Raw genomic sequence first — 25,626 nt, 5'->3', positions numbered from 1 at the left:
CTTCCCGGCGTTTTCCATGAGCAGGAATGAATTACATTGACACGAATTTTATAAATTCGCGGATTGCATTGCGTACATACGTCCTGCTTTATTTGTTATTAATTCAACGCATCCCTGTTAATGGACGAAAAACTGGCCCTCGTATACCGGTATTTCCAGCTGCTTGAAAAATTTTCAGCAGATCCGGCCGAGTTTGCCGATATTTTTCATCCGGGCGTTATTCAGACGGAATATCCAAACCTGCTATCAGCCGAAGTCAAACAAAGAAATTTTGAATTGATGCTGGACAGTATGGCCACCAATAAACTGATCCTGAAATCGCAGCACTACAGCGTACTGAAAGCTGTCCAGCATGGCAACACCCTCGTGGTAGAAGCTACATGGACCGGGGAAATAGGCGTGGATGCCGGCAAATACAGAAGAGGACAGGTGATGAAAGCCTTCATCTGTACGGTGATCGAATTCCGCGAAGGAAAAATATACCGGCAGCGCAATTACGGCTGCTACGAACATTAAAGCCAGATATCATGAAAATATTATTATCCATCCTGACCGCCTCCTGCCTGCTCTTTGCGTGTAACCCTACCCGTAATGATGCCAAGGTAAATAAAGATGCCTACGATGTGATCACCGAAAAAAGCTATGTATACCGGGAATTCAAACCGGCGGCAAGCCCGGAGATGGACTCCGTACTGCGGTTACGTAAAGAAATCACCGACTACCTTGATCAGCAGGGCTTTAAGCCACACATCGCGGGTAAAGACAGCCTGCTGTTCCACCGGGCCAACGGCCTCGAGGTAATGATTGAAATGCCGGCGCCACAGGATGCCTGGTCTATGAACACCATCATCGTATTCGATCCGGTGAAGAATCCTTTATTCGTAAATTTACACAAGGGCACCGCCCAGGTTGAAAATTATATTAAAGCAAAATAATCCGTTAGCAGTTTGCCAGTAAAACAGAACATCAGGTTAACCGTAGACGCGGTCGTATTTGGATATATCCCCAGGGAAGGTATCGTGGTATTGTTGATCAAACGCACCATAGACCCTTACCTGCACAGCTGGGCGCTGCCCGGTGGCTTTGTGCTGGACGATGAATCCCTGGAAACGGCCGTTACCCGCGAACTGCTGACCGAAGCCGGCGTTAATATCAACTATCTCGAGCAACTGTACACCTTCGGCCTGCCGGGCCGCGATCCCAGAGGGAGAGTGGTGTCTGTTGCCTACTTCGGCCTGGTAAACCCTACCAACTTCAAACTGGCCGCCAGCTCAGACGCGGAAGATGCCTCCTGGTTCAATATCAAGGACCTGCCGTCGCTGGCCTTCGATCACGCCCCTATTATTGATGTGGCCGTGCAAAGACTCCGTAATAAAATCCGCTACGAACCTATCGGCTTTGAACTGCTGGATAAAAAATTCCCCATCGCCGACCTGGAAAAACTATATGAAACACTGCTGGACCGGCCCATCGACCGCCGGAACTTCCAGAAAAAAATAAATCATCTCGGCATCCTGATCGCTCATAACGAAAAACAAAAACAAGTGTCGCAAGGGCGTCCCGCCAAACTTTTCAGTTTCAATGAAGAACAGTATTTTAAGCTGAAGAAAGAAGGCATGGCTTTCGAAATTTAGGGATTGCTTGATTTTCGATTTTTTGATTTGAAGGGGAAATGCCGACACTATCGATGGCAATATGTTCGAGGTATGAGAGGGCAGTCAATCATATAAAACAGTCGGTCACATTATCTCTAAAAGTGGCCGTCTCTAAAAACCAATAAAACAATTATCAATATAATTAATTGAAAATCAATCGATTAAAATATTTTGTGTATTTTTTACAAAAAATATTTTGTTGATATCAATTCCCTTTATACATTTGTGTAACAAATACACAAAATAGCTCGGATATGCAAACAACAAAGCCCACAGGAGTTATTATAGCCCGGTTTCAAACGCCTTCCCTTCACGAAGGACACCTCGAACTGATCCGGCAGGTGAAAATGAAACACAACCGTGTACTGATCATCCTCGGCGTAAGCCCGGTAAAAGGCAGCCGGAAAAATCCGCTCGACTACTACACCCGCGAGCGCATGATCAAACAACAGTTCCCCGAAATCATTATTCTCCCCCTGAGCGATCAGAAATACGATACCGTATGGTCCAAAAAACTGGATGAACTGCTGCACAACAATTTCCCGCACGAAACCTTTGTGCTCTACGGCAGCCGCGACAGCTTCATGGGAACGTACTCTGGCCGCTACCCCACAGAAGCACTGCCACCGGTGAAAGACTACAACGCCACCGCCATGCGTGAAGCCTTGTCCGATAAAGTGTTTGACACCGAAGAGTTCCGTGCCGGCATCATCTACAACACATATAACCTGTTCCCCGCAGTATATGCCACTGTAGACATCGCCCTGTTCAAAAACAATAAACAACAGCTGCTGGTAGGCCGCAAGCCCAACGAAAATACCTGGCGTCTGCCCGGTGGGTTCTCCGACACCACAGACGAAAGCTTTGAAACAGCCGCTGCCAGGGAACTCCGGGAAGAATGCGGCAGCATCGAAACAAGCGCTATGGAATATGTGGCTTCTGTGAAAATAGACGACTGGCGCTACCGCTCCGAAACAAATAAAATCATCACCACCCTGTTCGCCACAGACCTGCTTTACGGCGAGCCCACAGCAGGCGACGATCTGGCCGATGTAAAGTGGATAACGGTAACGGATATACCGGAACTAATGAAAAAACAAGAACTCGCCGACACACACCTCCCATTATTTCAACGACTGGTTGATAAATACGCTAAATAAGAAGACGCAAAAACTTACCACTATGACAAAGGAAAATCTCATCCTCCTGGCCGATGCTTACAAATATTCCCACCATAAATTATACATCCCCGGAACACAGCATATCTACTCTTACCTGGAAAGCCGCGGTGGCAAATTCGATGAAACAGTATTCTACGGGTTACAGTATTTCCTGAAAGAATACCTCCAGGGCACCGTCTTCACCAAAGAAAAGCTGGACGAGGCGGCAGTAACCCTGAAAGAAGTATTTGGCCGTGATGATGTGTTTGACCGCAGCCGTTTTGAATACATCATCAACAAACACGGTGGTAAACTACCCGTCCGCATCAAGGCAGTTCCCGAAGGAACGGTAGTGCCTGTACGAAATGTACTCATGACCATCGAAAATACCGACCCGGAATGCTACTGGCTGACCAACTTCCTCGAAACCCTGTTGATGCAGGTTTGGTACCCCTGCACCGTGGCATCCCTGTCCAGAGAAATCAAAAAAATCGTTAAACATTATTATGATGATACCGCCAGCGCTGCGGCCTTCGCAGGCATCGACTTTGTCCTGAACGACTTTGGCTTCCGGGGCGCCAGCTCTGTGGAAAGTGCAGGCATCGGCGGCAGCGCCCACTTGGTGAACTTCTCCGGCAGCGATACCATCGCCGGGTCTATCTTCGCCAAACGCTACTATGACGCTGCTACCGCCCCCGGCCTCTCTATCCCCGCTACGGAACACTCCATCGTGACCCTACTGGGAGAACCCGGAGAGCTGGAAATTTTCAAACATATCCTCAACACTTTCCCCACCGGCACCATCGCCTGTGTGTCTGACTCCTACAACATCTTCCGCGCCTGTGAAGAATATTGGGGCACCGAACTGAAAGAACAGATACTGAGCCGTCAGGGTACCCTCGTTATCCGCCCCGACAGTGGCGATCCGGTACAAACCCTGCTGCGGGTGTTCGATATCCTGATGAACAAATTCGGTTTCACCGTCAATGAAAAAGGATACAAAGTGTTACCCCCACAGATACGCGTGATTCAGGGCGATGGCATCAGTTATTCTTCTATCCCCGGCATCTTCGAAGCACTGAAAAAAGCCGGTATCAGCGCCGAAAACCTGGTGCTGGGCATGGGTGGTGCGCTCCTCCAGCGCGTGAACCGCGATACGCAGGAATTTGCCCTGAAATGTGCTTATGCAGAAGTAAGCGGCAAAGGCATCAACGTACAGAAAATGCCGGTGGAAATGGACGCCAACGGCCAATTACAAACCTCCTTCAAGAAATCCAAAGCCGGCAAACTGAAACTGGTGAAAGAAAACGGCGCCTTCAAAACCGTTGGCCTCGACGAAGCACCAGCACTGGAAGACCTCCTCGAAACCGTTTTTGAAAATGGTGAAGTCACTAAAACATGGTCTTTCGACACCGTTCGTAAAACAGCCGCTTTATAACATCATTTTTATTTCCTCCAGTAAAGGTTACCCCATTCCATAGCCCGGGACTCAGTCCCCGGGCTTTTTTCCGGAAATCCATTAACTTCACCGTATGTACTTACTCATTCCCGGACGCCACCACCTGTTGACCGACTTTCAGTTCAAATACCTGAACCGCCTGATCAAATGCAGCCTGGAAGGCGAAAAAGACGTATATGGACAACCGTTGGCCGCTTCACCTGTCGAAGGGCTCATCTTCGCCGTCACTTCCGCCAACCATCTGGGCACCAAACGCAATCCGGTACCATTCTACCTGCGCGCTATGGTGATACAGGAATTCTCCAATTCCCTCGATGTGCCAGCCTATGTGTACGGCATCGATGACGTTGGCGTCATTCACGACTTTGCGGAATATACCATCAAAACCATCCGGCACTCCAGCGAAGGCGCGCATAATCTTACGCCGCAAAACACGGTGGTCATCTGCTCTACCAGTGTGCGTGAGATGTACATGAAACAAGGATTCCGTATCCTTACCGCAGAATGGGACCCGGCCACCACCCGGTTCACACAGCCCATGCCATGGGACCTCGTTAACCTTATCGCACAAACCGGCGACTGGCGCAAGAACCCCACGGTACTCGAACAGGTGCATCCGGCAGCTTTTAAAATCTGGTCATTGTATGGCGTAGGAGAGAAAGTACAGCAAATCCTGAAAGACCCCATCATCGGGGCTGACGGCGATCTCACCGCCACCCGCGATTACAACGTATATGTAAAACAGATGGACGATATCGCGGCACTCAAATACCGCGAAACCGCCCCTTATATACAACCCGGCAACATCGGCGATATTGGTTGCGCCGCAGGCTCCTGGATTAAAATAGCCTGTGAAGACGACCGCCTGCATGAATGCGATTTCTATGGCATAGAAGTATCGCGCCATCTCTATGATATCTGCCTGCAACGCAAACACAACGGCGAATTCGCCAACCCTTCCGTATTTTTTGCGCAGAAAAATGCCGTGACCAGCCTCGTGTTTGAACCGGGCAGCATGAACACCATCCACACCTCTTCTTTAACACACGAAATAGAATCCTACGGCAGCAGAAAAGACCTGCTGGCGTTTATACAAAACCGTTACCAGGAACTGGTGCCCGGCGGCGTATGGATCAATCGTGATGTGGTAGGGCCGGAAAACAGGACGGAGACCGTACTGTTATGGCTAAACGAAACAGATGGCACCAACGACCTGCCTATGCCGGAAAACCCGACCACACAGACATTGGCCACCTGGCTCGGACAACTGTCCACCAAAGCGTTGTTCCAGCGTTTTGCACAGGACTTCCGCCATGAAGAAGGCTACCGCCTTCCGCATGATTGGGTGACTATCGGCGGCACTATCTACTGCAGGTTATCCATGCAGGACGCCTGCGAATTCCTCTTCAAAAAAGATTACCACGATAACTGGCTCAGCGAAATGCATGAGACTTTCTGCTTCTGGAATTACAACGACTGGAAACAGGCGCTGGAAGCCGCAGGCCTGCGACTGGACAACCTGTCGCACACCTACCGCAACGAATGGATTGTGCAGAACCGGCTCGAAGGAAAGACCCAACTGTTCCGCCTCAATGAGAGCGGTCAACCGGAACCGATGCCGTTCCCAGCTTCCCACCTGTTATTACTGGCACGTAAATAGATTCCGTTTCTTCCGGTGACCATATCTGCAAGGTATTGTCGAGCATTACCGGTATAAGCAGCTGATGCCACTTGTCCAGCGCAATATCAGCGGGGGAGTGTGTTACCAAAATAGGAAAATCAGTCCCTGCGCTCAGGTTATAGACATGCAGCGTGCCGTGCTTCGGTCCATGCTTCAGTTCAATCACCGCTGTCCAGTCAGACACGCACAGATGGTTGCTATCCAACTGAACAATCCCGTCAAACAAACCAGTAGGAGAATTCTTTACCGGTTCAAATACCTCTCCGTTAACATTCAGCTTTCTGTGCCAGAGCAGCCCTTTTCCATTCATGCCAGGGCCCATGGAACATACGTATAATTCGTCGGTCGATTTATTATACAGCACCCCGTTGGCAGCAGGAATGTTTCCCAGTTGTTTTATAGTAACGGTGTGAGAGTTTACCAGCCACACATCTCCCTTAAATGAATCTGTCATTACCAGCAGGCTGTCATTCGCCGGGGTGATGTCATTCAGCATACCGGCTTTGCCTTCCAGATTAAGATCAAAAACTTTTTTACGGCTCTTAATATCATATCCTTTGAGATGATCGATATCTGTCACATACAGCGTATGATCAATGATAGTAAGGCCTTTAGGAGCGTGCAGGGTATCGTTGAAATAGCGGGGTGACTTTATCTTATGGCCTTTGACAAAGGCGATGGCACCATTGCCGTCTTTTGCCGCAAGGTCCGGGACGTAGCCCATCTGCGAAACAAAATAACCACCTTTCCAGGCCACCACACTTTCGGGTGATAGCAGGCCAGTAACAGTCCGGAGGCCGGTGCTTTGCGCAAAGGAAACAGTGGTTGCCAGTATACCAGCCAGTAGCAGCGGAAGGGATTTTTTCATGAGCATCATTTGTTCTCCAAAAATAAACACGGGCCCTGCGCTGCTAATTGTACTCAACCGGGTATAATCCAACTATTCTGCCTATACGAAACAGGGAAACCGGAGGCAATGTCATCCCCGGTTTCCCGTATGTTGTTACTGGCGGGAAAGTAATGGCAGCTTCTTCAGCGGCCATATCTCCAGCTTTTCGTCCAGCATTACCGGTATCAAAAGAGCACGGTTCCGTTTATCGAGTGCAATATCGGCAGGGGAGTGGATGACTTTTATGCTGTGAGAAGTTCCTGTCTTCAGGTCATACACCTGCAACAGGCCTTCCTTGGGCTCTTTTACCGTTATCCAGTCAGACAACAGCAGATGGCTGGCATCCAGCTGAACAATCCCATCAAACAAACCGGTAGGGGAGTTCTTTACCGGCTGGAAAACATCTTCGGCAACATCCACTCGCCGGTGATACAGCTGTCCTGTCCCGTTCATTTCCGGTCCCATGGAACATACATACAACTGATCAGCAGCTTCATCATATGTCACTCCGTTAGCAACAACAATATTGCCCAGCAGCTTTACCTCAGCAGTGCGGGGATTCACCAATAGTATATCACCCGTAAAACAATCACTGACCACCAACAGGCTGTCATGCACCACCGTAAGGTCATTGAGCTGCCGGTTTTTACCTTCCGGACTAAGATCAAAAACCTTTTTCCGGCTGTCGATATCATAACCTTTGAGATGGTCCATATCAGTCACATACAGGGTATGACCGATAATTTCAAGCCCCTTGGGGGCATTCAGGGTATCATTAAAATAGCGGAGGGACTGCACTTTGCCGGATTTTACCCAAGCAATGCTGCCATCACCATCTTTGACAAAGGGAGCCGGCTTAGGGCCGATCTGTGATACAAAATAGCCGTCTTTCCAGGCCACCACACTTTCCGGCGTAGCCAGGCCGGTAATGGTCTGTTGTGCGTGAATGGTTGTTGAGGCTAACATACCAGCCAGTAAAAGGGGAAGCATTGTTTTCATACGAATAGTTTAGGCTACAAAAATAAACACCCATCCTGCACAGGAAGTTGTGCTCAACAAAGCATTACTTGTGAATATCAAAGTACCGGAAAAAAGAAGGCCGGAGTATGAATACTCCGGCCATTACCTAAACCTACAACTGTTACACTGTTAGTAACATATCTTCTATATCAATTAGTTATTGTGAATCTCGTTCAGCGGAACTTCTTCGTAGGAAGCCACCATCCGTTGTCTGATATAACGTTTGGTAGATAGTTTGCCTATGCCGAATTTAGCCATGATCTTATCTACCACCATGTATACCACCGGTACCACAATCAGGGTAAGGAACATGGAGCTGATCAAGCCTCCGATAATAACCCACGCCAGACCGTTTTTGGTAGAAGCCACACCACCGGTAGCCAACGCAATCGGCAACATACCGATCACCATCGCGATGGTGGTCATCAGGATCGGCCTTAAACGTGCGTTGTTAGCGTGTATCAGCGCTTCATAGGTACTCTGGCCCTGCTCTTTCATCTGGTTGGTAAAGTCCACGAGAATGATCGCATTCTTCGCCACCAGACCAATCAACATGATCATACCAAGGATGGTAAAGATGTTGAGCGTATTGTTGGTCAGCGCCAGTGCCAGCAAGGCACCGATGATCGCCAGCGGAATGGAGAACAGTACCACAAACGGATAGATGTAGTTGTCATACAGCGCCACCATGATCAGGTATACCATCACAATGGAGATCAGCAATGCCGCACCCAATGTACCGAAGGAATCGCCCTGGTTTTCCGCATCGCCACCAAACACGAAGTTGATGCCGGTCGGTTTTTCCATTTTCGCCAGTTTGGCGGCAAATTCCTGTGTTACGGTACCGGAAGGGCGTCCCATTACCTGCGACTGTACAGACACAGAGGTATTTTTATCCCTTCTCTCCAGGTGGCTGGGGCCGGAGCCTTCCGTCACAGTTGCAAACTGCGACAGCTTGATCAGCTGGCCTTTGTCGTTCACCAGCTGGATGTTGGCCACGTCCTGAAGGTTCTTTTTATTGAAATCGTCGAAACGGATGTTGATATCATATTCATAATCGCCCTGACGGAACTTCACTTTAGAATCATCTGCTGTACCACTGAAGGCGGTTTGCATAGTACCACCCACCATATCGAGGGTGAGGCCCAGTGCAGCCATCTTATCACGGTCCACCTGTACGTTGATCTCCGGGTTACCTTCTTCCACTGACAGTTTCACCTCGCTGGTACCGCTGATGGTTTTCAGCGTGTCCATCGCTTTTTTCGCGAAATTCATCACACTGTCCATCTCACTGCCCATTACCACCAGTTCTACCGGGGCTCTTTCCGCAGTACCCATGATGCTTACGTCAGTTGTTTTCACTTTCACACCCGGCAGGATCGCTTTCAGTTCTTTCTTCATTTTAGCGGCATAGATATCAGAAGCATCCTTGCGCTTCTCCAGCGGCACCATGATCACGGTGATCTCTGATTTATAAGCGGTAGACTGTGAAGTACCGAAGCCGTCTTCACTGGTCTGACCCACTGTCGTGATCAGCCTTTCTACTTCTGCTTTTTTATTGAGATATTGTTCCGCTATGCGGGTAGCCTGGTTGGATGTCTGTACAGACGCGTCTTTCGGCATTTCCAGCATCACGATGAACTGACCGCGGTCACCTTTCGGAATAAACTCACCACCGATATATCCTTTACCGATCAGCATGAAAGAGGCGAACAGCAGGCCCACAGATGCTATCAGGGTGATTGCTTTGTGTACCAGCGCCCATCTGAGGATACCGGTCATCCACAGGGTAAAACGTTGTAATTGTTTTTCAAACCACAGGATGAATTTCTCGAAGATATTTTTCCCGGTGATGTGTTCCAGTTTACCGAAACGGGAAGACAACAGCGGTACGATCATAAAGGAAGACAACAAGCTGAGCATGGTAGAGATCATTACCACCACGCAGAACTCACGCAGGATCTTCGACACCAGCTCGTTGGTCAGGGAGATTGGCAGGAATACCACCACGATTACCAATGTAATGGAGGTAACGGTAAAGCCTATCTCTTTTACACCGTCAAACGCAGCGCGTACACGGTTTTTACCCATCTCCATGTGACGGTAAATATTTTCCAGTACCACAATGGCATCATCCACCAGGATACCTACCACCAGCGACAGGCCCAGCAATGACATGAGGTTGAGGGAGAAGCCCATCAGTTTCATACCAATGAACGTAGCGATCAAAGATGCCGGAATGGAGATCATAACGAAGATGGCACTACGAATACTGTGCAGGAACAACAGCATCACCACGGCCACGAGGATTACCGCCAGCACCAGGTCATGAATTACAGAGTCGGCAGATTCCAGCGTAAAGTCAGAAGAGTCGTTTGCCACCAGTATTTTCAGTCCGTTGGTCGCATAATCTTTTTCCACACCGGCGATAGCCTTTTTCATTTCCTCACTCACCGTCACCGCGTTGGCGTCGGTTTGTTTCTGTACCTGGAGCGCAATCGCATTCACCCCATCTACACGGGCAATACGTTCAGCATCTTTCTGGGCATCCTGTACATCGGCTACGTCCTGCAAGCGGACCTGGGTACCTTCGGCTGTAGTTTTCAGCACGAGGTTACGCAGCTGGTCCACGTTTTTATATTTACCGGCCAAACGGATCAGGATCTGATCATTGGCTGTTTTTACCTTACCGGTAGGGAAGTCCATGTTTGCATTGGTAACCGCCTGACGTACCTGCAGGATAGACATGTTGTAAGCCTGCAATTTATCGGGGTTTACGTTTACCTGTATTTCACGTTCCTGGCCACCGATCAGCGAAACCTGCGCCACGCCTGGCAGGCGGGACAACAATGGTTGCAGTTTTTTGTCCACCAGGTCGTAGAACTTTTTATCGTCCATTTTGGCGGTGGCAGACAACGTCATGATGGGCAGGTCATCGAGCGAGAACTTATTGAGGGATGGTGGTTTAGCATCGCCCGGAAGGTCGGCCAGGATGGCGTTTACTTTACGCTGTGCATCCTGGAGCGCGATGTCCACATTCGCATCGTTGTTCAGCTCTACGGTGATCACGGAAAGGCTCTCAGAAGATTTGGAGGTGATCTTCTTGATTTTTTCCATGGAAGCGATCGCGTCTTCTATCTTTTTAGTGATGGTACTTTCCACCTCATTCGGCGAAGCACCAGGGTATACCGTCGCAATGGTAACGATCGGGGAGCTGAACTTGGGCAACAGCTCATAGTTCAGCGATTTATAACTCATGACGCCCAGCAGCGTGAGGATGGTGAACACCACCACCACGATCGTGGGCCTTTTTATGGAAACTTCAGTAATCTTCATGTTGCAAGAATTGGTTCACGCTTATTTATTGCCACCCTGTACTACTACTGGTGTACCATCTGTAAGGTTGATCTGACCGCTGGTGATCACGGTATCGCCTTCGTTGAGGCCTCCCCGTATTTCCACCTGGTCGCCGATGATCTGGCCGGCGATCACTTTACGCTTTTTAGCCACTTTGCCTTCCATCACATATATCAGGTTGCTGTTCACACCGCCGACGAAGGCTGTGCGGGCAATGAATATGGTTTTAGCGGCGGTAGGCGCTTCAAAGTGTGCAGTACCATACATGCCGGCTTTCAGTTCTTTGCCGGCCACGTTGCCTACTTCCATTTCAACAGGATAATTGAGGGAGTTATCACCTTTCGCTGCGATGAAGGTGATCGTACCTTCGTAGCTGGCTTCAGGGAACACATTGGAAGTTACTTTCACTTTCTGTCCTTTCTTCAGGGTTACTACCTGGGATTCCGGTACAGCCACGGCCAGTTTCAGCCTGGACACATCTACGATGTCAAACATTTTGTTACCGGGAGAGAGGTAAGCGCCCTGTTCCACATATTTTTTGTTGATAACACCAGAGATAGGCGCTTTCACGTAAGTATCGCTTACACGGCGGCCGGCAGCTTCGTAATTGCTTTTAGCAATATCATACTGCAGCTTCACATCATCTACCTGTTTCTGGGTAACGCCTCCGGTTTTGAAAGCGGCTTCATATCTTTCCTTATCCACTCTCAGCTGATCGAGATTGGCTTTTGCAGAAGAGAGGTCGGTGTTCACGATCTGAGCGTCAACATAGGCAATGGCCTGGCCTTGTTTTACCACGCTGCCTTCATCTACCAGCAGGCGGGTAATACGGCCGGAGGTTTCGGCGAGATAAGACAATTCGCGGATAGGAGCGAAGTTACCATTGGCCAGGAAGCCCAGGGAGAAATCGTTGGTGGATACCCGTTGTATCAGTACCGGCACGTCGCCGCTGCTACTTTCTTTTACAAATGCTGTTTTAGCTTCATTGGCTTTTTTATTGGCGTTAAGCTTCCACATGATCAGCACCACTGCACCTACTGTTACCAAGCCCCAGATAATAAACTTTTTCATCTGCAATAATTTGTGTGTTTATATCCGCCACAGTTGCGGTCTATCGTTTATTCGTTGTGTTGTTGTTAGTTGAGCAGTTCTTTCAGGACACCTTTACTTTTGATGATATCCAGTTCTGCCATTTTATATTGAAGCAGTGCTTCGTTGTAGCTGTTTTGTGCATCCGTGAGGGATGTCTCTGCATTGAGCAGGTCTGTCAGGCTGGCGAGGCCGAGTTTGTAGTTATTCTGGGTAGAATAGTACACTTCGTTGGCCAGGTCTACGTTCTCCTTCTGGGTGTGGATGGTAGACAAGTTGGTGCGTACCTGCAGTTTGGCATTTTCGTAGTCGGTATTCAGGTTGAGCGCTATCTCCTCTTTCTGTTTGGACAGCTGGCGCAGGGCCACGTTAGCCTGGCTCACTTTAGCGCGGCGGCCGAAACCATCGAAGATGGGGATGTGCAGGGACAGGCCTACAGCAGCGGCGCCATACCAGAAGGTAGCGTTGGCAGGATCATTTTTAGAGAACAGGAACTGCTGGCTCATACCGTTGTAGGAATAACGGCCGAAGAGCGACAGGGTAGGGTAGTACTCTGCCTGGTAGGCTTTCTTCTGAAATTCCTGCAATTGTTGTTGTTTCTGTATGAGCTTAAATTCTGTTCTGTTTTCCAGGTTCATATCATCGTATTGCAATACGCCGGCGGCTTTGGTTTCAATTTCTTTGAGAGAAGCGCGCGGGATAGTAAAGCTGGACTGCATCGGCATACCCATCACCCGTTTCAGGTTGTTGGCCTGTGTAGCAGCGTTGTTCAGCAGCTGGGTGAGTTGCGTTTTGTAGTTGGTCAGGTTTACTTTGATACGGTCCAGGTCAATTTTTTTGGCGAGGCCGTTTTCGTATTGTGACTGGGTAGCGTTCACCAGCTGGGTAAGCTTTTCGATGTTGCTGTTCACGGTGACGATTTTCTCCTGTAATACCAGCAGCTGATAGTAGAGGCCGGATACGTTGTAGATCACGTCCTCAGTGGATTTCTGTGTTTGCAGGGTATAATACTCTTCACCGGCTTTAGCCGCTTTCAGGCCGGTAAATACAGCCTGGTTAAAGATCTGCTGGCTCAGCTCTGCACCTACAGCGGCCGTGTACTGCGTACCGAAAGCGATGGTCAGGGAGCTGTCCGGTTTACCGATAACGGTACCAGGCAGGAGTGACTTCGGCAGTTTCAGGTTATCCGTGTAGTTGGCATTACCAGTGATCTGAGGAAGGGCTTGTGAGCGCACTTCCTGCGTTTTGAACTTACCCATTTCCTCTTCCATTTTTGTTCTGGAGAGTTGCTGGTTGTTATTCAGTGCAAACTTCAGCGCTTCCTGGAGTGATAGTGGCGCTTGAGCGTAGGCATGCAATCCCCCTATCCCCATTAAGAGGATAAGCGTTAACTTTAATCGCTTCATACGTTGATAGTTATTCTTCTTCTTTGATTTGCAGATACTGGTTCACCAGCCTATGGCCTTTGATAGTGGCAATGCCCAGTATAAAATGTGCAGTGATTTGATCCATCACAGCTGGCATATCGAATGTGTCCGGTGGGTACTGAAGCTGATCGAAAGCCGCATCCAGCTGCAGCTGGCGCATACGGGCTATCACGTTCAGATCGATGCCTTGCCGGTATAGGCCTTCCGACATGCCTCTTTTCAGATTTTCCGTAATGCCGTACAGGATACAGTCCCGCTGGAAGTTTTCAATATTTCTCCAGGTGTCCGGATGATATTTTTGTAGTTCAAACAACATGACCGGGTTAAACGATCTGGCCATATTGGTAATGTATTTCATGTTGCGGACCAGTTCATCGATAGCATTTTCCGCGTTGGCATGTGCTTCCTTAAAAAATGTGCTGTGTGTGTCCAGCAGCTGTTGCATGCCTTCGTCGATCAGCGATTGTTTATCGGAAAAATGTTCGTACACCGTCTTCTTGGACATGCCACAATCACGGGCAATATCAAACATCGTTACTCCTTTCACACCATATGTCCGGAACAGTTTTAGCGCCACTTCTTTGATTCTTTCCCTCGCTACCATGATCTTTTCTCTTTATGCTTTCATCGCGTTAATGAAAAAGTCCACTAACAGTTTCTGTTTTTCTATCACCAGTTCAAATGTTTCTTCGTCTAGTTCTTCGTCGTTGGAAAAGTGGTCTGGTACGGAAAACCGCAGACCGACGATGGCTTGTACCAGGAGGTCCGCTGTTTGTTCAGGATTGTCCACTTTAAATTCGCCGGAAGCAACACCTGCCTTGATCACCTGGGTCGTCAGTCCTATTTCAATCTGTTTGGCCCTTTTCACACCTTCCTGAAAAACAGTAGGACCATCTTTCTGTATTTTAAAAATCTCCAGCCGACAGAACTTACTGATGAAACCTTTTTTAACATCGATGATGTCGTGCAAAGCTTTTGCCGCCGATGTAATGGTAACAGTGACCTTCTGCATCTCTGCAAAATAGGCTTCTGCTATTTTCTCCAGCACGGCCAAATGCATGGCCTTTTTGTCCGGAAAATAATAATACAGGGATGCCTTGGAGCAATGAAGATCATCCGCGATCTCATTCATCGTGGTTTTACCTGCGCCATAATGAGTAAAACGCTTCAGAGCCGCCTCAAGGATCTTATCCCTCATTTCGTCTTTATTCTCTGTATGCATTAACTTTTTGACTTTTTTAGTTTCAAGGTCAAAATTAGGAAGTTTTTTCAATATAGAAGGGACATTAGGTGTTTTAACAGGCATTTAACTTTTTGATGACAAAAGTCAAAAAGTCAAATTTGATAGAAAGGTTATTGCTGATTCACCTGATTTGGGGAGAAGAAATCAGATAGGAAATTATTTACCAGCAAGGATTTGACTACGATTTCACATTCATAAAGCTATCATGTCTGGAGGGTGGGTAATATTACCCGTGGTCACCATCCTTTTGTGTTTAGCTTGTCCACATGAATACTATTGGCCCTTCGGGCGATGACCATCTTTTGCTTTGATTCTCTGGGTACGAAGAAAACCCAGAGACCTATCCGGGTTTACAAGGCCAACACCTAATATAGTCAAACACTGCTATAAACAGCGGGAAGAACATGTAGCCCGAACGCTTCGGATACAACGAAAACCCAGAGGCCTATTCTGGTTTACAAGGCCAACACCTAATATAATCAACACACTGCTATAAAACAGCGGGAAGCACATCGTAGCCCAGGGCTTCAGCCCTGGGAAAAAAAATGGGGCCAACCATTCCGGCCGGCCCCATCAAGCATATAACAAAATAGTCTTATTTCAATTTCTCCAGTGCTGCTTTCAGTTTTTCAAACATTTCAGGAATTTCCTGTTTCACGCAGGTACCAACGCTGAGGCGGTACCATGGTGAGTTTTTAGCTGCACCGAAAGCGTAGAAAGGCACCAGTGCCAGTTTCGCTTCGTTGAGGATGTAGGAGGTAACCGCTGCCTGGTCTTGCAGAACAGTGCCATCGGCAGTAGTTTTGCCCACCAGGTCCAGTTTTACGGTGAGGTAGATGGCTGCCTGTGGAGCGATAGCTTCTACCGGGTGACCGGCTTTTTTCAGGCTGTCAAAACCTTCATAGATTTTTACCAGTCTTTCTTCGATTTCACCTTTGAAGTGCTGGAGATATTTATCCACATTCTCTTTCTGTACGAGGTAGCGGGCAGCTGCTTTTTGTTCTGCCATTGGGCTCCAGGCGCCAACGTGAGAGAGGATCGCTTTCATTTTGCCGATCACGTGGGCAGGACCGAGAGCCCAGCCAACTCTTACGCCGGTAGCGGCAAAAGCCTTACTCATACCGTCGATGAAGATGGTATATTCTTTCAGTTCAGGACGCAGCTGAACGGGATTGTAGTGATGTGTTTCGCCGAAGGTGAGCACCCAGTACATCTGGTCAAACATGATGTAGAGCGGCTTTTCGTCAGCACCCCTGCTTTTGTTTTCAGCGATCACCAGGTCGCAGATTTCTTCCAGCTGTTGTTTGTGGAAAGCAGTACCGGTGGGGTTCTGTGGGGAACACAGTGCCAGGAGGGTAGCGCCTTTCAACAGTGGTTTCAATTCAGCGGCAGTAGGCATAAAGTCGTTTTCCGCCTTGGTTTCCAGTACCACATGCTCCGCTTCCAGGAAGTGGGTATAGTGGTTGTTGTTCCAGGAAGGCGTAGCATATACGATTTTCTCGCCACGGTCAACGATCGTACGGAAAGTAGCGTAAATGATGGGGCGGCCACCGCAGGAGATCACGATTTCTTTGGCCGGATCGTAAGTCAGTCCCTCACGCTCTGCTATAAAATCACCTACCGCTTTTCTCAGATCGGCGATACCATCAGCCGGCGGATAGTTGGTCAGGTGTTCCTTATAGGCAGTTATGATTTCCTGTTCAAATTCAACCGGGATAGGGAACACCTTCGGGTCAAAATCGCCGATGGTGAAGTTGTAGATCTTCTCGCCCTTGGCTTGTTTCTCCTTGACTTCAGCTGCTAACTTGATGATTTCTGATCCAATCAATGTTTCGGCTAAATGAGACAGTTTCATAACCTGCTATTTTTTGTTGGTTTTAGAATATTTTTTCAGCGCGGCAAAAGTAACCGATTTGAAGATAATTTAAAAGAAAAGCGATATTCTTTTTACAATCATCAATAATAGCAGCCCATTATTGGTTTTTATCTAACCCGGATGCCGCATTCCTGCTTTTTATATAGCATTATGTTATTTTTAAATGTGATTTTCTTTCGCCTCAGCCTGTGTAAAACCGCTTATCTTTAGTGTATAAGATGTGATGAAATTAAGGGGAATAACCAAACTTTCTATCTTTGTTTACAGTACATTTACACCTTTTATCAGGGGGTGCCATGTGAACGGACAGGCAGGAGGGCACAACTCCCCGGCAACTAAGAATGACAAGCAAACTAATATAGACCATGAAATTTATTGTTTCTTCCTCTACTTTATTAAAACAATTACAACAGATCAGCGGTGTTATCAATTCCAACACAGTATTACCCATACTGGAGGATTTCCTGTTCCTGATTGATAAAAATGAGCTGACCGTAGTTGCAACTGATCTTGAAACCGTTATGCGGGTGAAGCTGGAGGTGGAAGCCAAAGAGAACGGACGGATCTGTATCCCGGCTAAAATTTTGATGGATTCCCTGAAAAATTTGCCTGACCAGCCGCTGACTTTCCACATTGACCTGAATTCCTACGCCGTGGAAATCACTTCAGACAATGGTAAGTACAAGGTAATGGGAGAAAATCCGGAAAACTTCCCCAAAGAACCAGCTGCTGACGACACCACATCCTTTACGATGAGATCTACAGCACTGGTAACAGCGATCAACAAAACACTCTTTGCCGTTAGTAACGACGACCTCCGTCCGGCTATGACCGGCGTGTTCTTTGAACTCGGCACAGAAAGCCTCACTTTTGTTGCTACAGATGCTCACCGTTTGGTGAAATATGTAAGAACAGATGCGAAATGCCCGCAGGCAGACACCTTCATCGTGCCTAAAAAACCGCTGAACCTGCTGAAATCCGCGCTGCCGGACAACGATTCTGAAATCAAGGTTTCTTATAGCCAGAACCACTTCTTCGTACAGCACGAAGGCGCCCAGATGATCTGCCGCCTCATCGATGCCCGTTTCCCGGACTATAAAGTGGTAATCCCTAAAGACAACCCTTACCGCCTCACCGTGGTAAAAAGCGATTTCCAGAACGCACTGAAACGTGTAGGCGTATTCGCTAACAAAAGCACCAATCAGGTAGCACTGAATATTACCGGCAGCGAACTGCAACTCTCCGCACAGGACGTTGACTTCTCCTTTGAAGGTAACGAACGTATGAGCTGCCAGTATACCGGCGACGATATGCAGATCGCCTTCAACGCCAAATTCCTCATCGAAATGCTGAATGCCGCCGAAGGTGATGAAGTGACCATCGAACTGGCCACCGCCACTAAAGCCGGTATCCTCAAACCTTCCGAAAAAGAGGAAAATGAAGACCTGCTGATGCTGGTGATGCCGCTCATGCTGAACAACTAATATCCGTTTTTCAGCTTGCTAAAGTGAACGGCTACACTAAAAGCCATATGCTTATAGCTAAAAGTTTATATATAAAGCAATCTCTACCAAAGAGGTTGCTTTTTTCTTTGCCTGTGGCGGAAAAGAGCGCTTATTTATTCCCCAAAAAGTCGTAATTTTTAACCGGGGTAAACAGGACAAAACAGCTTATAGGAATTAGAAACAGTTACCGATTTTTTTATTACTCCCCACATATCCACCCGTTTGACATTGTTGGCCTGGCCGGAAAACCTTGATATTTCAGAAAGCAGAGAACACACATTCCCGGATATATCTTATTACCAGTTATGGTAACGTTTTTTGAAAATATTCCGTCTTATTACCGTACCGCTATCCTGGTTGGCGGCTTATTGTTGCTGTGGATCATCGAAGGCTTCTTTCCCCGTTTCACCTTCCGCGGCAGTAAATACCGGCATGCCGGTACTAACCTGTTTTTCACCCTCACTACCGTGATCGTGAATACCGGATTTGCATTCCTCATCGTAAAGGCTTCACTATGGACCAGCAATGCCCGCTTTGGGCTCTTATACTGGCTGCATCTTCCGCTATGGCTGCATGCCCTGCTGGCCGTCCTGATGCTGGACCTGATAGGCGCATATCTCATCCACCTGGTGCAACATAAAATAGGGTGGATGTGGCAGTTCCATAAAATACACCACATCGATACACAGATAGATGCCACCACTGCATTACGCCATCACCCGGTAGAAAGCCTCTTCCGCGTGGGTGCACTTTTAATCGCCATCCTCTCCATGGGCATACCCTTCTGGATGGTCATGTTTTACCAGTCACTCTCTGCATTTATGTCACAGTTCAACCACGCCAACATCAGGCTTCCTAAACGGCTCGATAATGCCCTCAGCTGGATCATCGTTTCCCCTGATATGCATAAAGTACACCACAGCCACTACCAGCCGGAAACGGACTCCAATTACGCCAACATCTTCTCTATCTGGGACCGCATTTTCGGCACCTTTATTTTTCTCCCGGACACCACTTCCATCCGGTACGGACTGGACGAATACCAGGATAACCGTTACCAGGAAGTAGGGCCACTATTGAAAGTGCCCTGGGAACAAACCACAGTAGCCAACAATGATAAGATAAGTGGAATTAGCGGTAACCTGTAGACTGTATTCATTTACCTGTTTATTAAATCCGAACATATGCAACACTCAACAACACTCACAAAAACGGCCTGCATTGCAGCATTGGTCATCGGCGTTCTTTCAGCAGCATTTGCTTTTGCTACCAAAACACCGACCTATGCCGTAGCTTCCGGCGCTGCAGCAGGTGTGATCGGCCTCGTATCCCTGTATATTGGCAGAAAAAATATTGATGATATGCAGCTCGCAGCTGCCGGCATCTTTATGGCTGTAGTAGCCTGCCTGGTAGGACTCTGGCAACTGTATAACTAATGACATGATTAGCGGCTCCGGCGATACCGGTCTGTATACCCTTCCGCTGCCTTCAACGGAAACAGTACCAGTGATGTGTCGGACAGCTCTCTGATAATGGTGGTGTCTACAACGGCAGCGGTATCTTTTACGCCCTCCGAATGGCTCCATAAAAACAGCGTGTCATTGTTCAACACCCATTTTTCATATACCAGCGTATACATGTTGATAGATTTTGCAGTACCGTTCCTGCGCAGCTGAAACCCCTGCATCTCCTTATCCAGTCCCGCTACGGGCTGTATCCATTTCCCTATGAGCTTAGCTGTGTCTACCCGCAGCGTATCAGTTACAGCAGCGATGCTGTCGGTAACGCCGGCATTGCTGCTGTCTGTAACCACTATCAGGCTGCTGTCGTGCGCTGCCTCTTCCGGCACAGGTGCTTTCTTTGACTTACACGCTACCAATAACAATAATAATGGCAATAGTGACGGTAACTGTTTTATTAACATGAAACTAAATTACGAATTACCGGTATATGCGAAAGATATTTTTTACCACTGCCCACTGCAACACCATATCCCAATCAACCTGTACGCTCCACAACAGCGTTTGCATTATCTCCTGAAAACAAGTCAGACACCTAAAATACACGCAGATATTGTCTGACCTGATCATATTTCGTATATTCTTCCACGTTATTAACAAAACACCCGTCCGTTTATTTTTTGAGGATGACTGTGAACAGCTATTTTCCGCCCGGAAAATTATCACGATACAATTATTATTTTTTTCCTACTTTTACCCCTCACTTTAGGGGTGTTTATCCCGTACCCGGGATAAGCTGAGATGATACCCTCAGTACCTGAAGCAGCTCATACTGCCGTAGGGAAAAGTAACTGAACTTTCTCATCTTCCACATCCTTAAAGTTTATTGTTTCACTTAAATTCCAACACGTATGGAAGTGCTTGTAAACAATAAACTTTATGCGGTGCAGCAAGGAATAACGATTGCTGCGCTCTTACAGTTTATTCAACTCTCCGCCCAAAAAGGCATTGCTATTGCTGTCAACGACCAGGTGGTTCCCCGGAACTCCTGGAATGAACAGCCATTGCAGCCATCAGACAGTATCACGATCATTCGCGCCACGCAGGGCGGGTAGTTCGTTCATACGCTCTCATTTCGTTTATCCATCTCCGTTATAAATGTATAACGGAACGGTATTCCCATGTCCACAAAATCCTTTCTCATGCAAAAACAACCCGTGGCCATCAGCCGCACGCCCTTTCCCGCCTCAGAAAAAATATATGTCAGCGGGACCATCCATCCTGTAAAAGTCGCCATGCGAAAAATAACGCTAACGGATACACGTATTCATGGCCGCAAAGGTGATGCTGTTCCAAACGAACCGGTAGTGGTATATGACACCAGCGGCCCCTACACCGACCCGTCAATAGACATAGACGTTACCCGCGGCCTGCCCAGACTGCGCGAATCCTGGATCTCCGGCAGGGGAGACGTGGAACAACTGCCGCAGTATACCAGCCCCTATGTACGGCAACTGCAACAAAAAGGAGATAACATGCCCGGCATGAGCATCACCGCTAAACCATTACGTGCATTGCCCGGTCAAAATGTGACGCAGCTGTACTACGCACAGCAAGGTATCATCACGCCGGAAATGGAATATATCGCCATCCGCGAAAATCAATATGCAGAGAAATACTACCAGGAAAACAGCCCGCTCTGGCACCAGCACCCAGGCAACAGCATGGGCGCCAACATACCTAAAAAACATATCACGCCTGAATTTGTACGGCAGGAAATAGCCGCCGGACGCGCTATCATCCCCGCCAATATCAATCACCCGGAAAGTGAGCCCATGATCATCGGCCGCAACTTCCTCGTGAAAATCAATGCTAACATCGGTAACTCTGCCGTTACCTCCAGTATCGAAGAAGAAGTGGAAAAAGCCGTATGGTCCTGCCGCTGGGGCGCAGACACCATCATGGACCTCAGCACCGGCAAAAACATCCATGAAACAAGAGAATGGATTATCCGCAACGCTCCTGTGCCCATTGGTACGGTACCCATCTACCAGGCGCTCGAAAAAGTAAACGGCAAAGCAGAAGACCTCACCTGGGAAATATTCCGTGACACGTTGATAGAACAGGCAGAACAAGGGGTGGACTACTTCACTATCCATGCCGGCGTACTGCTCCGGTATATCCCGCTCACAGCCAAACGAACCACCGGCATCGTATCCCGCGGCGGCTCCATCATGGCCAAATGGTGCCTGGCCCATCATAAGGAAAACTTCCTCTACACCCATTTCGAAGATATCTGCGAGATCATGAAGGCATACGACGTGTCCTTCTCTCTCGGCGACGGCCTCCGTCCCGGCAGCATTGCAGATGCCAATGACGCCGCACAGTTCGCTGAACTGGAAACACTGGGCGAACTCACCAAGATAGCCTGGAAACATCATATACAGGTGATGATCGAAGGTCCCGGACACGTGCCCATGCACCTGATCAAGGAAAATATGGACAAACAGCTGGAACACTGTCACGAAGCACCTTTCTACACGCTCGGCCCGCTCACCACCGACATCGCACCTGGCTACGACCATATCACTTCCGGCATCGGCGCAGCCATGATCGGCTGGTTCGGTACGGCCATGCTGTGTTATGTTACACCGAAAGAACACCTCGGTCTGCCTAACAAAGAAGACGTACGGCAGGGCGTGATCACCTACAAAATCGCCGCCCACGCTGCCGATCTTGCCAAAGGCCATCCTGGCGCACAACACCGCGATAACGCCCTCAGCAAGGCCCGCTTTGAATTCCGTTGGGAAGACCAGTTCAATCTCTCCCTCGATCCGGAGACCGCCCGTTCTTTCCATGATGAAACACTGCCGGCCGAAGGCGCTAAAATCGCGCACTTCTGCTCTATGTGCGGCCCTAACTTCTGCTCTATGAAGATCACGCAGGAAGTAAGGGATTTTGCCGCCAGGGAAGGACTGGACGATGCTGCTGCGCTCGAAACAGGCATGCAGGAAAAAGCCCGCTCATTCGCTGAACAGGGAGGTGAAATCTATCAATAAAAACAACTGCCGATGATTTGGGTCGTCACCCCACCAGAACGCATACACGAAGAAGAAAAGATCGTCGCCGATCTGCTGCAGGCGGGAGCCAGCCACATTCTGCTGCGCAAACCTTCCTGGCAAACGGCCGACTATCTGGACTTCCTGGAGAAAACAGCCCCGGAATGGCACCCGCGTATCATCGTCCGTGACCAGCCCGAAGCTAGCAGCCGATTCCCGGTAGGGGGCCTGCATCTGAGCGAAAAAGCCCGCAGCAGTATTGATACGCGCACGCTGCAAGGTTTCCCGCTTTGCAGCACCGGCATACATGATACCGCCGCTATCGCCACGATGCCGCCGCTCTTTTCCGTACTGCTGCTCAGCCCTGTTTTCGACAGTATCTCCAAAGCTGGTCACCATGGCCGTTTTGCGCAGCCGTTGCCGGACAAGCAGGGGAGGCAGGTACTGGCACTGGGAGGCGTAGATGCATCCAATATTCATCAGCTGAAAGCCTGGCATTTCGATGGCGCCGCTGTATTAGGCGCCATCTGGCAACAACCAGGCAAAGCTGTCACACTTTATCAGCGCATACAAGAACGATGGAACAGCAACGACCAGTCGTCATGAGTCTCGCAGGCCTCGACCCCAGCGGGGGAGCGGGCCTGCTGGCAGACATCAAAACTTTTGAGCAACACCGCGTATATGGCCTCGGCGTATGCACGGCGCTGACCATACAAACAGCCAGCGACTTCATTTCGGTGGACTGGCTGTCTTTGCCGCGCATACTCGCGCAGGCAAGGCCCTTGCTGGCCACCGAAACGGTGGAATACTGCAAGATCGGCATCATGGCAGATGTACAGTCCCTGCTGGAGCTCGTACGCACCATCAGGTTTCTGTCACCCGGTATCCGGATTATCGTCGATCCGGTACTGAAAGCCTCCGCCGGGCACGCCTTTCATAGCAGCATCCCACGGCAGGCATGGCAGGAGCTATTGCCCGAGCTGTACCTGATCACGCCCAACTATCACGAAGCGATGCTGCTGACCGGCCTCGACGATGGAGATGCGGCGGCGAAACAGCTCTCCGCCCACTGCGCCGTGCTGCTCAAAGGAGGCCACCATCAAGCCCGCCCGGGAGAGGACACGCTGTACACCGGCAAAGAAGAACTGCGGTTCCCCGCCGGAAAACAAACGGTGCATCCCAAACACGGGTCAGGTTGTGTATTGTCTGCCGCCATCACGGCTAATCTTGCATTGGGTCATTCGTTGCCCGACGCCTGCGCTAACGCAAAAGCATATACGGAAAATTTATTGTCCAGTCATCCTTCATTAACCGGATATCATCACATATGATCAACAAACTGCATTATATCTCTCAGCAAACGCACGAGCGCAGCCACCTCGATAACATCCGGGCGGCCTGTGACGCCGGCTGTCAGCTGATACAACTACGCATCAAAAACGAAACGCACGAAAACGTGTTGCCGGTGGCTACAGCCGCCAAAGCCCTCTGCGACCAGTACAATGTGTCACTGATCATCAACGACTATCCTCATATAGCCGTAGCTGTTGACGCCGCCGGTGTGCATGTTGGTCTCCAGGACATGACTGTGGCAGCAGCCAGGGCTATCGTAGGCCCGGATAAAATAGTGGGTGGTACCGCCAATACACTCGCCGACGTACTGACACATGTCAGGAACGGCGCCAGCTATGTAGGCCTCGGGCCTTTCCGCTTCACCACTACCAAACAAAACCTGAGCCCTATCCTCGGTATTGAAGGCTATCAGGCTATCATGGCCGCATTGCATGAACAACAGATCAATACACCCGTAGTAGCGATTGGCGGCATTGCAGCAACAGACATTCCCGCCATTATACAGACTGGCATTCATGGTATAGCGGTAAGCGGACTTATTACACAGGCAACCGGGCAACGGTCGCTGGTACAACATATTTATGACCTTCTAAACAAACAGTGATGACACAACCATTAACCATCGCAGGCCGGACATTTACCTCCCGCCTGTTTACCGGCACCGGCAAATTTGCCTCCGCTCCGCTGATGGAAGAAGCCCTGCTGGCCTCCGGCAGCGAACTGGTGACCGTCGCCCTGAAGCGGGTAGACCTGCAACAGCAGGCAGATGACCTGTTGCGGCATCTACATCATCCGCATATACAGCTGCTGCCCAATACCTCTGGTGTACGTACCGCCAAAGAGGCCGTTTACGCCGCCCAGCTGGCGCGGGAAGCACTCGAAACCAACTGGATAAAACTGGAAATACATCCCGATCCCCGTTACCTGATGCCCGATCCGGTAGAAACACTGCTGGCCGCTACAGAGCTGGTGAAGCTGGGCTTTGTGGTACTGCCCTATATACACGCAGACCCCGTACTGTGCAAAAGGCTTGAAGACGTGGGCACTGCGGCCGTTATGCCGCTTGGCTCACCCATTGGCAGCAACAAAGGGCTTCGCACCGTCGATTTCCTCGAAATTATCATCGCACAAAGTAATGTGCCCGTAGTGGTAGACGCAGGCATCGGTACCCCTTCTCATGCCGCCATGGCCATGGAAATGGGGGCAGACGCCGTTCTCGTCAACACCGCGCTGGCAGTGGCCAAAGACCCGGTAAAAATGGCCGCCGCTTTCAAAGCAGGCGTAGCAGCCGGCCGTATGGCTTACGAAGCCGGGCTGGCGCCGACCAGCACCCATGCTATCGCCTCCAGCCCACTGGTGGCTTTTCTTGATGAAGCTTAATCAAAACAGCGAT

Annotated in this window: 24 protein-coding genes and 1 riboswitch; of the genes, 15 read left to right on the top strand and 9 right to left on the bottom strand. The window is 49.2% G+C overall.

Going from position 1 to position 25,626, the window contains the following annotated elements:
• Positions 1-120 precede the first annotated feature (120 nt).
• From HHL17_RS03825 to HHL17_RS03800, 6 genes are all read left to right on the top strand, one after another.
• On the top strand, positions 121-516 hold the full coding sequence (locus HHL17_RS03825; protein ID WP_169223458.1) for a nuclear transport factor 2 family protein: 396 nt from the start codon (positions 121-123) through the stop codon (positions 514-516).
• Between the two features lie 11 nt (positions 517-527).
• Positions 528-935, top strand: a complete 408-nt coding sequence (locus HHL17_RS03820) for a hypothetical protein (RefSeq protein WP_169223457.1) — start codon at positions 528-530, stop codon at positions 933-935.
• Between the two features lie 12 nt (positions 936-947).
• Complete coding sequence (locus HHL17_RS03815) at positions 948-1,634, top strand: NUDIX hydrolase (protein WP_169223456.1); 687 nt, start codon at positions 948-950, stop codon at positions 1,632-1,634.
• A gap of 275 nt (positions 1,635-1,909) precedes the next feature.
• The gene (locus HHL17_RS03810) at positions 1,910-2,815 is read left to right on the top strand and encodes an NUDIX domain-containing protein (RefSeq protein WP_169223455.1); all 906 of its coding nucleotides are present in this window, start codon (positions 1,910-1,912) and stop codon (positions 2,813-2,815) included.
• A gap of 22 nt (positions 2,816-2,837) precedes the next feature.
• Positions 2,838-4,253: a nicotinate phosphoribosyltransferase gene (locus tag HHL17_RS03805; RefSeq protein ID WP_169223454.1), complete on the top strand. Its 1,416-nt coding sequence runs from the start codon at positions 2,838-2,840 to the stop codon at positions 4,251-4,253.
• Positions 4,254-4,347: 94 nt separating this feature from the next.
• Positions 4,348-5,934: a class I SAM-dependent methyltransferase gene (locus HHL17_RS03800; RefSeq protein WP_169223453.1), complete on the top strand. Its 1,587-nt coding sequence runs from the start codon at positions 4,348-4,350 to the stop codon at positions 5,932-5,934.
• Here HHL17_RS03800 and HHL17_RS03795 read toward each other — a convergent pair.
• The 8 genes from HHL17_RS03795 to HHL17_RS03760 form a co-directional block, all read right to left on the bottom strand.
• Positions 5,864-6,823 carry a hypothetical protein gene (locus tag HHL17_RS03795; protein WP_169223452.1) on the bottom strand — a complete coding sequence of 320 codons (960 nt, stop codon included), beginning with the start codon at positions 6,821-6,823 and terminating at the stop codon, positions 5,864-5,866. The genes HHL17_RS03800 and HHL17_RS03795 overlap by 71 nt on opposite strands.
• Positions 6,824-6,958: 135 nt before the next feature.
• Positions 6,959-7,843 carry an SMP-30/gluconolactonase/LRE family protein gene (locus HHL17_RS03790; protein WP_169223451.1) on the bottom strand — a complete coding sequence of 295 codons (885 nt, stop codon included), beginning with the start codon at positions 7,841-7,843 and terminating at the stop codon, positions 6,959-6,961.
• Positions 7,844-8,017: 174 nt separating this feature from the next.
• Positions 8,018-11,200 carry an efflux RND transporter permease subunit gene (locus HHL17_RS03785; RefSeq protein ID WP_169223450.1) on the bottom strand — a complete coding sequence of 1,061 codons (3,183 nt, stop codon included), beginning with the start codon at positions 11,198-11,200 and terminating at the stop codon, positions 8,018-8,020.
• Between the two features lie 21 nt (positions 11,201-11,221).
• On the bottom strand, positions 11,222-12,292 hold the full coding sequence (locus tag HHL17_RS03780) for an efflux RND transporter periplasmic adaptor subunit (RefSeq protein WP_169223449.1): 1,071 nt from the start codon (positions 12,290-12,292) through the stop codon (positions 11,222-11,224).
• Between the two features lie 65 nt (positions 12,293-12,357).
• Entirely contained in the window at positions 12,358-13,716 is a 1,359-nt protein-coding gene (locus tag HHL17_RS03775; RefSeq protein WP_169223448.1) for a TolC family protein, read from the bottom strand.
• A gap of 10 nt (positions 13,717-13,726) precedes the next feature.
• Complete coding sequence (locus HHL17_RS03770; protein WP_169223447.1) at positions 13,727-14,341, bottom strand: TetR/AcrR family transcriptional regulator; 615 nt, start codon at positions 14,339-14,341, stop codon at positions 13,727-13,729.
• A gap of 12 nt (positions 14,342-14,353) precedes the next feature.
• The gene (locus tag HHL17_RS03765; protein WP_169223446.1) at positions 14,354-14,959 is read right to left on the bottom strand and encodes a TetR/AcrR family transcriptional regulator; all 606 of its coding nucleotides are present in this window, start codon (positions 14,957-14,959) and stop codon (positions 14,354-14,356) included.
• A 616-nt stretch (positions 14,960-15,575) separates the two neighbouring features.
• Positions 15,576-16,835, bottom strand: coding sequence for a pyridoxal phosphate-dependent aminotransferase (locus HHL17_RS03760; protein ID WP_169223445.1), 1,260 nt, complete (start codon positions 16,833-16,835; stop codon positions 15,576-15,578).
• Positions 16,836-17,221: 386 nt separating this feature from the next.
• Here HHL17_RS03760 and dnaN point away from each other — a divergent pair, with 386 nt between their 5' ends.
• The 3 genes from dnaN (at position 17,222) to HHL17_RS03745 (ending at position 19,797) form a co-directional block, all read left to right on the top strand.
• The gene (gene dnaN / locus HHL17_RS03755) at positions 17,222-18,340 is read left to right on the top strand and encodes a DNA polymerase III subunit beta (RefSeq protein WP_168870737.1); all 1,119 of its coding nucleotides are present in this window, start codon (positions 17,222-17,224) and stop codon (positions 18,338-18,340) included.
• Between the two features lie 326 nt (positions 18,341-18,666).
• Positions 18,667-19,509: a sterol desaturase family protein gene (locus HHL17_RS03750; RefSeq protein WP_169223444.1), complete on the top strand. Its 843-nt coding sequence runs from the start codon at positions 18,667-18,669 to the stop codon at positions 19,507-19,509.
• A 36-nt stretch (positions 19,510-19,545) separates the two neighbouring features.
• Positions 19,546-19,797 carry a hypothetical protein gene (locus tag HHL17_RS03745; RefSeq protein WP_169223443.1) on the top strand — a complete coding sequence of 84 codons (252 nt, stop codon included), beginning with the start codon at positions 19,546-19,548 and terminating at the stop codon, positions 19,795-19,797.
• Positions 19,798-19,805: 8 nt separating this feature from the next.
• Here the strand turns inward: HHL17_RS03745 and HHL17_RS03740 are convergent, their stop codons facing one another.
• Complete coding sequence (locus HHL17_RS03740; RefSeq protein WP_169223442.1) at positions 19,806-20,285, bottom strand: lipocalin-like domain-containing protein; 480 nt, start codon at positions 20,283-20,285, stop codon at positions 19,806-19,808.
• 293 nt (positions 20,286-20,578) lie between these two features.
• Positions 20,579-20,682: riboswitch (TPP riboswitch) on the top strand.
• A 50-nt stretch (positions 20,683-20,732) separates the two neighbouring features.
• Between HHL17_RS03740 and thiS the strand changes: the two genes are divergently transcribed.
• From thiS to HHL17_RS03710, 6 genes are all read left to right on the top strand, one after another.
• Positions 20,733-20,936 (top strand): sulfur carrier protein ThiS, encoded by a 204-nt coding sequence (gene thiS, locus HHL17_RS03735; protein ID WP_169223441.1) that lies wholly within the window; start codon positions 20,733-20,735, stop codon positions 20,934-20,936.
• 87 nt (positions 20,937-21,023) lie between these two features.
• Positions 21,024-22,880, top strand: coding sequence for a phosphomethylpyrimidine synthase ThiC (gene thiC, locus HHL17_RS03730; protein WP_169223440.1), 1,857 nt, complete (start codon positions 21,024-21,026; stop codon positions 22,878-22,880).
• Positions 22,881-22,892: 12 nt separating this feature from the next.
• A complete protein-coding gene (locus HHL17_RS03725) occupies positions 22,893-23,486 on the top strand; it encodes a thiamine phosphate synthase (protein ID WP_169223439.1) in 594 nt (197 codons plus the stop codon).
• Positions 23,459-24,211: a hydroxymethylpyrimidine/phosphomethylpyrimidine kinase gene (locus HHL17_RS03720; protein WP_169223438.1), complete on the top strand. Its 753-nt coding sequence runs from the start codon at positions 23,459-23,461 to the stop codon at positions 24,209-24,211. Before HHL17_RS03725 ends, HHL17_RS03720 begins: the two co-directional genes overlap by 28 nt.
• Positions 24,208-24,837, top strand: a complete 630-nt coding sequence (locus HHL17_RS03715) for a thiamine phosphate synthase (RefSeq protein WP_169223437.1) — start codon at positions 24,208-24,210, stop codon at positions 24,835-24,837. The genes HHL17_RS03720 and HHL17_RS03715 overlap by 4 nt, the downstream gene beginning before the upstream one ends.
• Positions 24,837-25,613, top strand: a complete 777-nt coding sequence (locus HHL17_RS03710) for a thiazole synthase (protein ID WP_169223436.1) — start codon at positions 24,837-24,839, stop codon at positions 25,611-25,613. The genes HHL17_RS03715 and HHL17_RS03710 overlap by 1 nt, the downstream gene beginning before the upstream one ends.
• The last annotated feature ends 13 nt before the right edge of the window (positions 25,614-25,626 follow it).

The sequence above is a fragment of the Chitinophaga fulva genome (assembly GCF_012927205.1).
Taxonomy (GTDB): Bacteria; Bacteroidota; Bacteroidia; order Chitinophagales; family Chitinophagaceae; genus Chitinophaga; species Chitinophaga fulva.
Note: the sequence above shows the minus strand (reverse complement) of the source record. Positions and strands in the feature narration are given on the sequence as shown.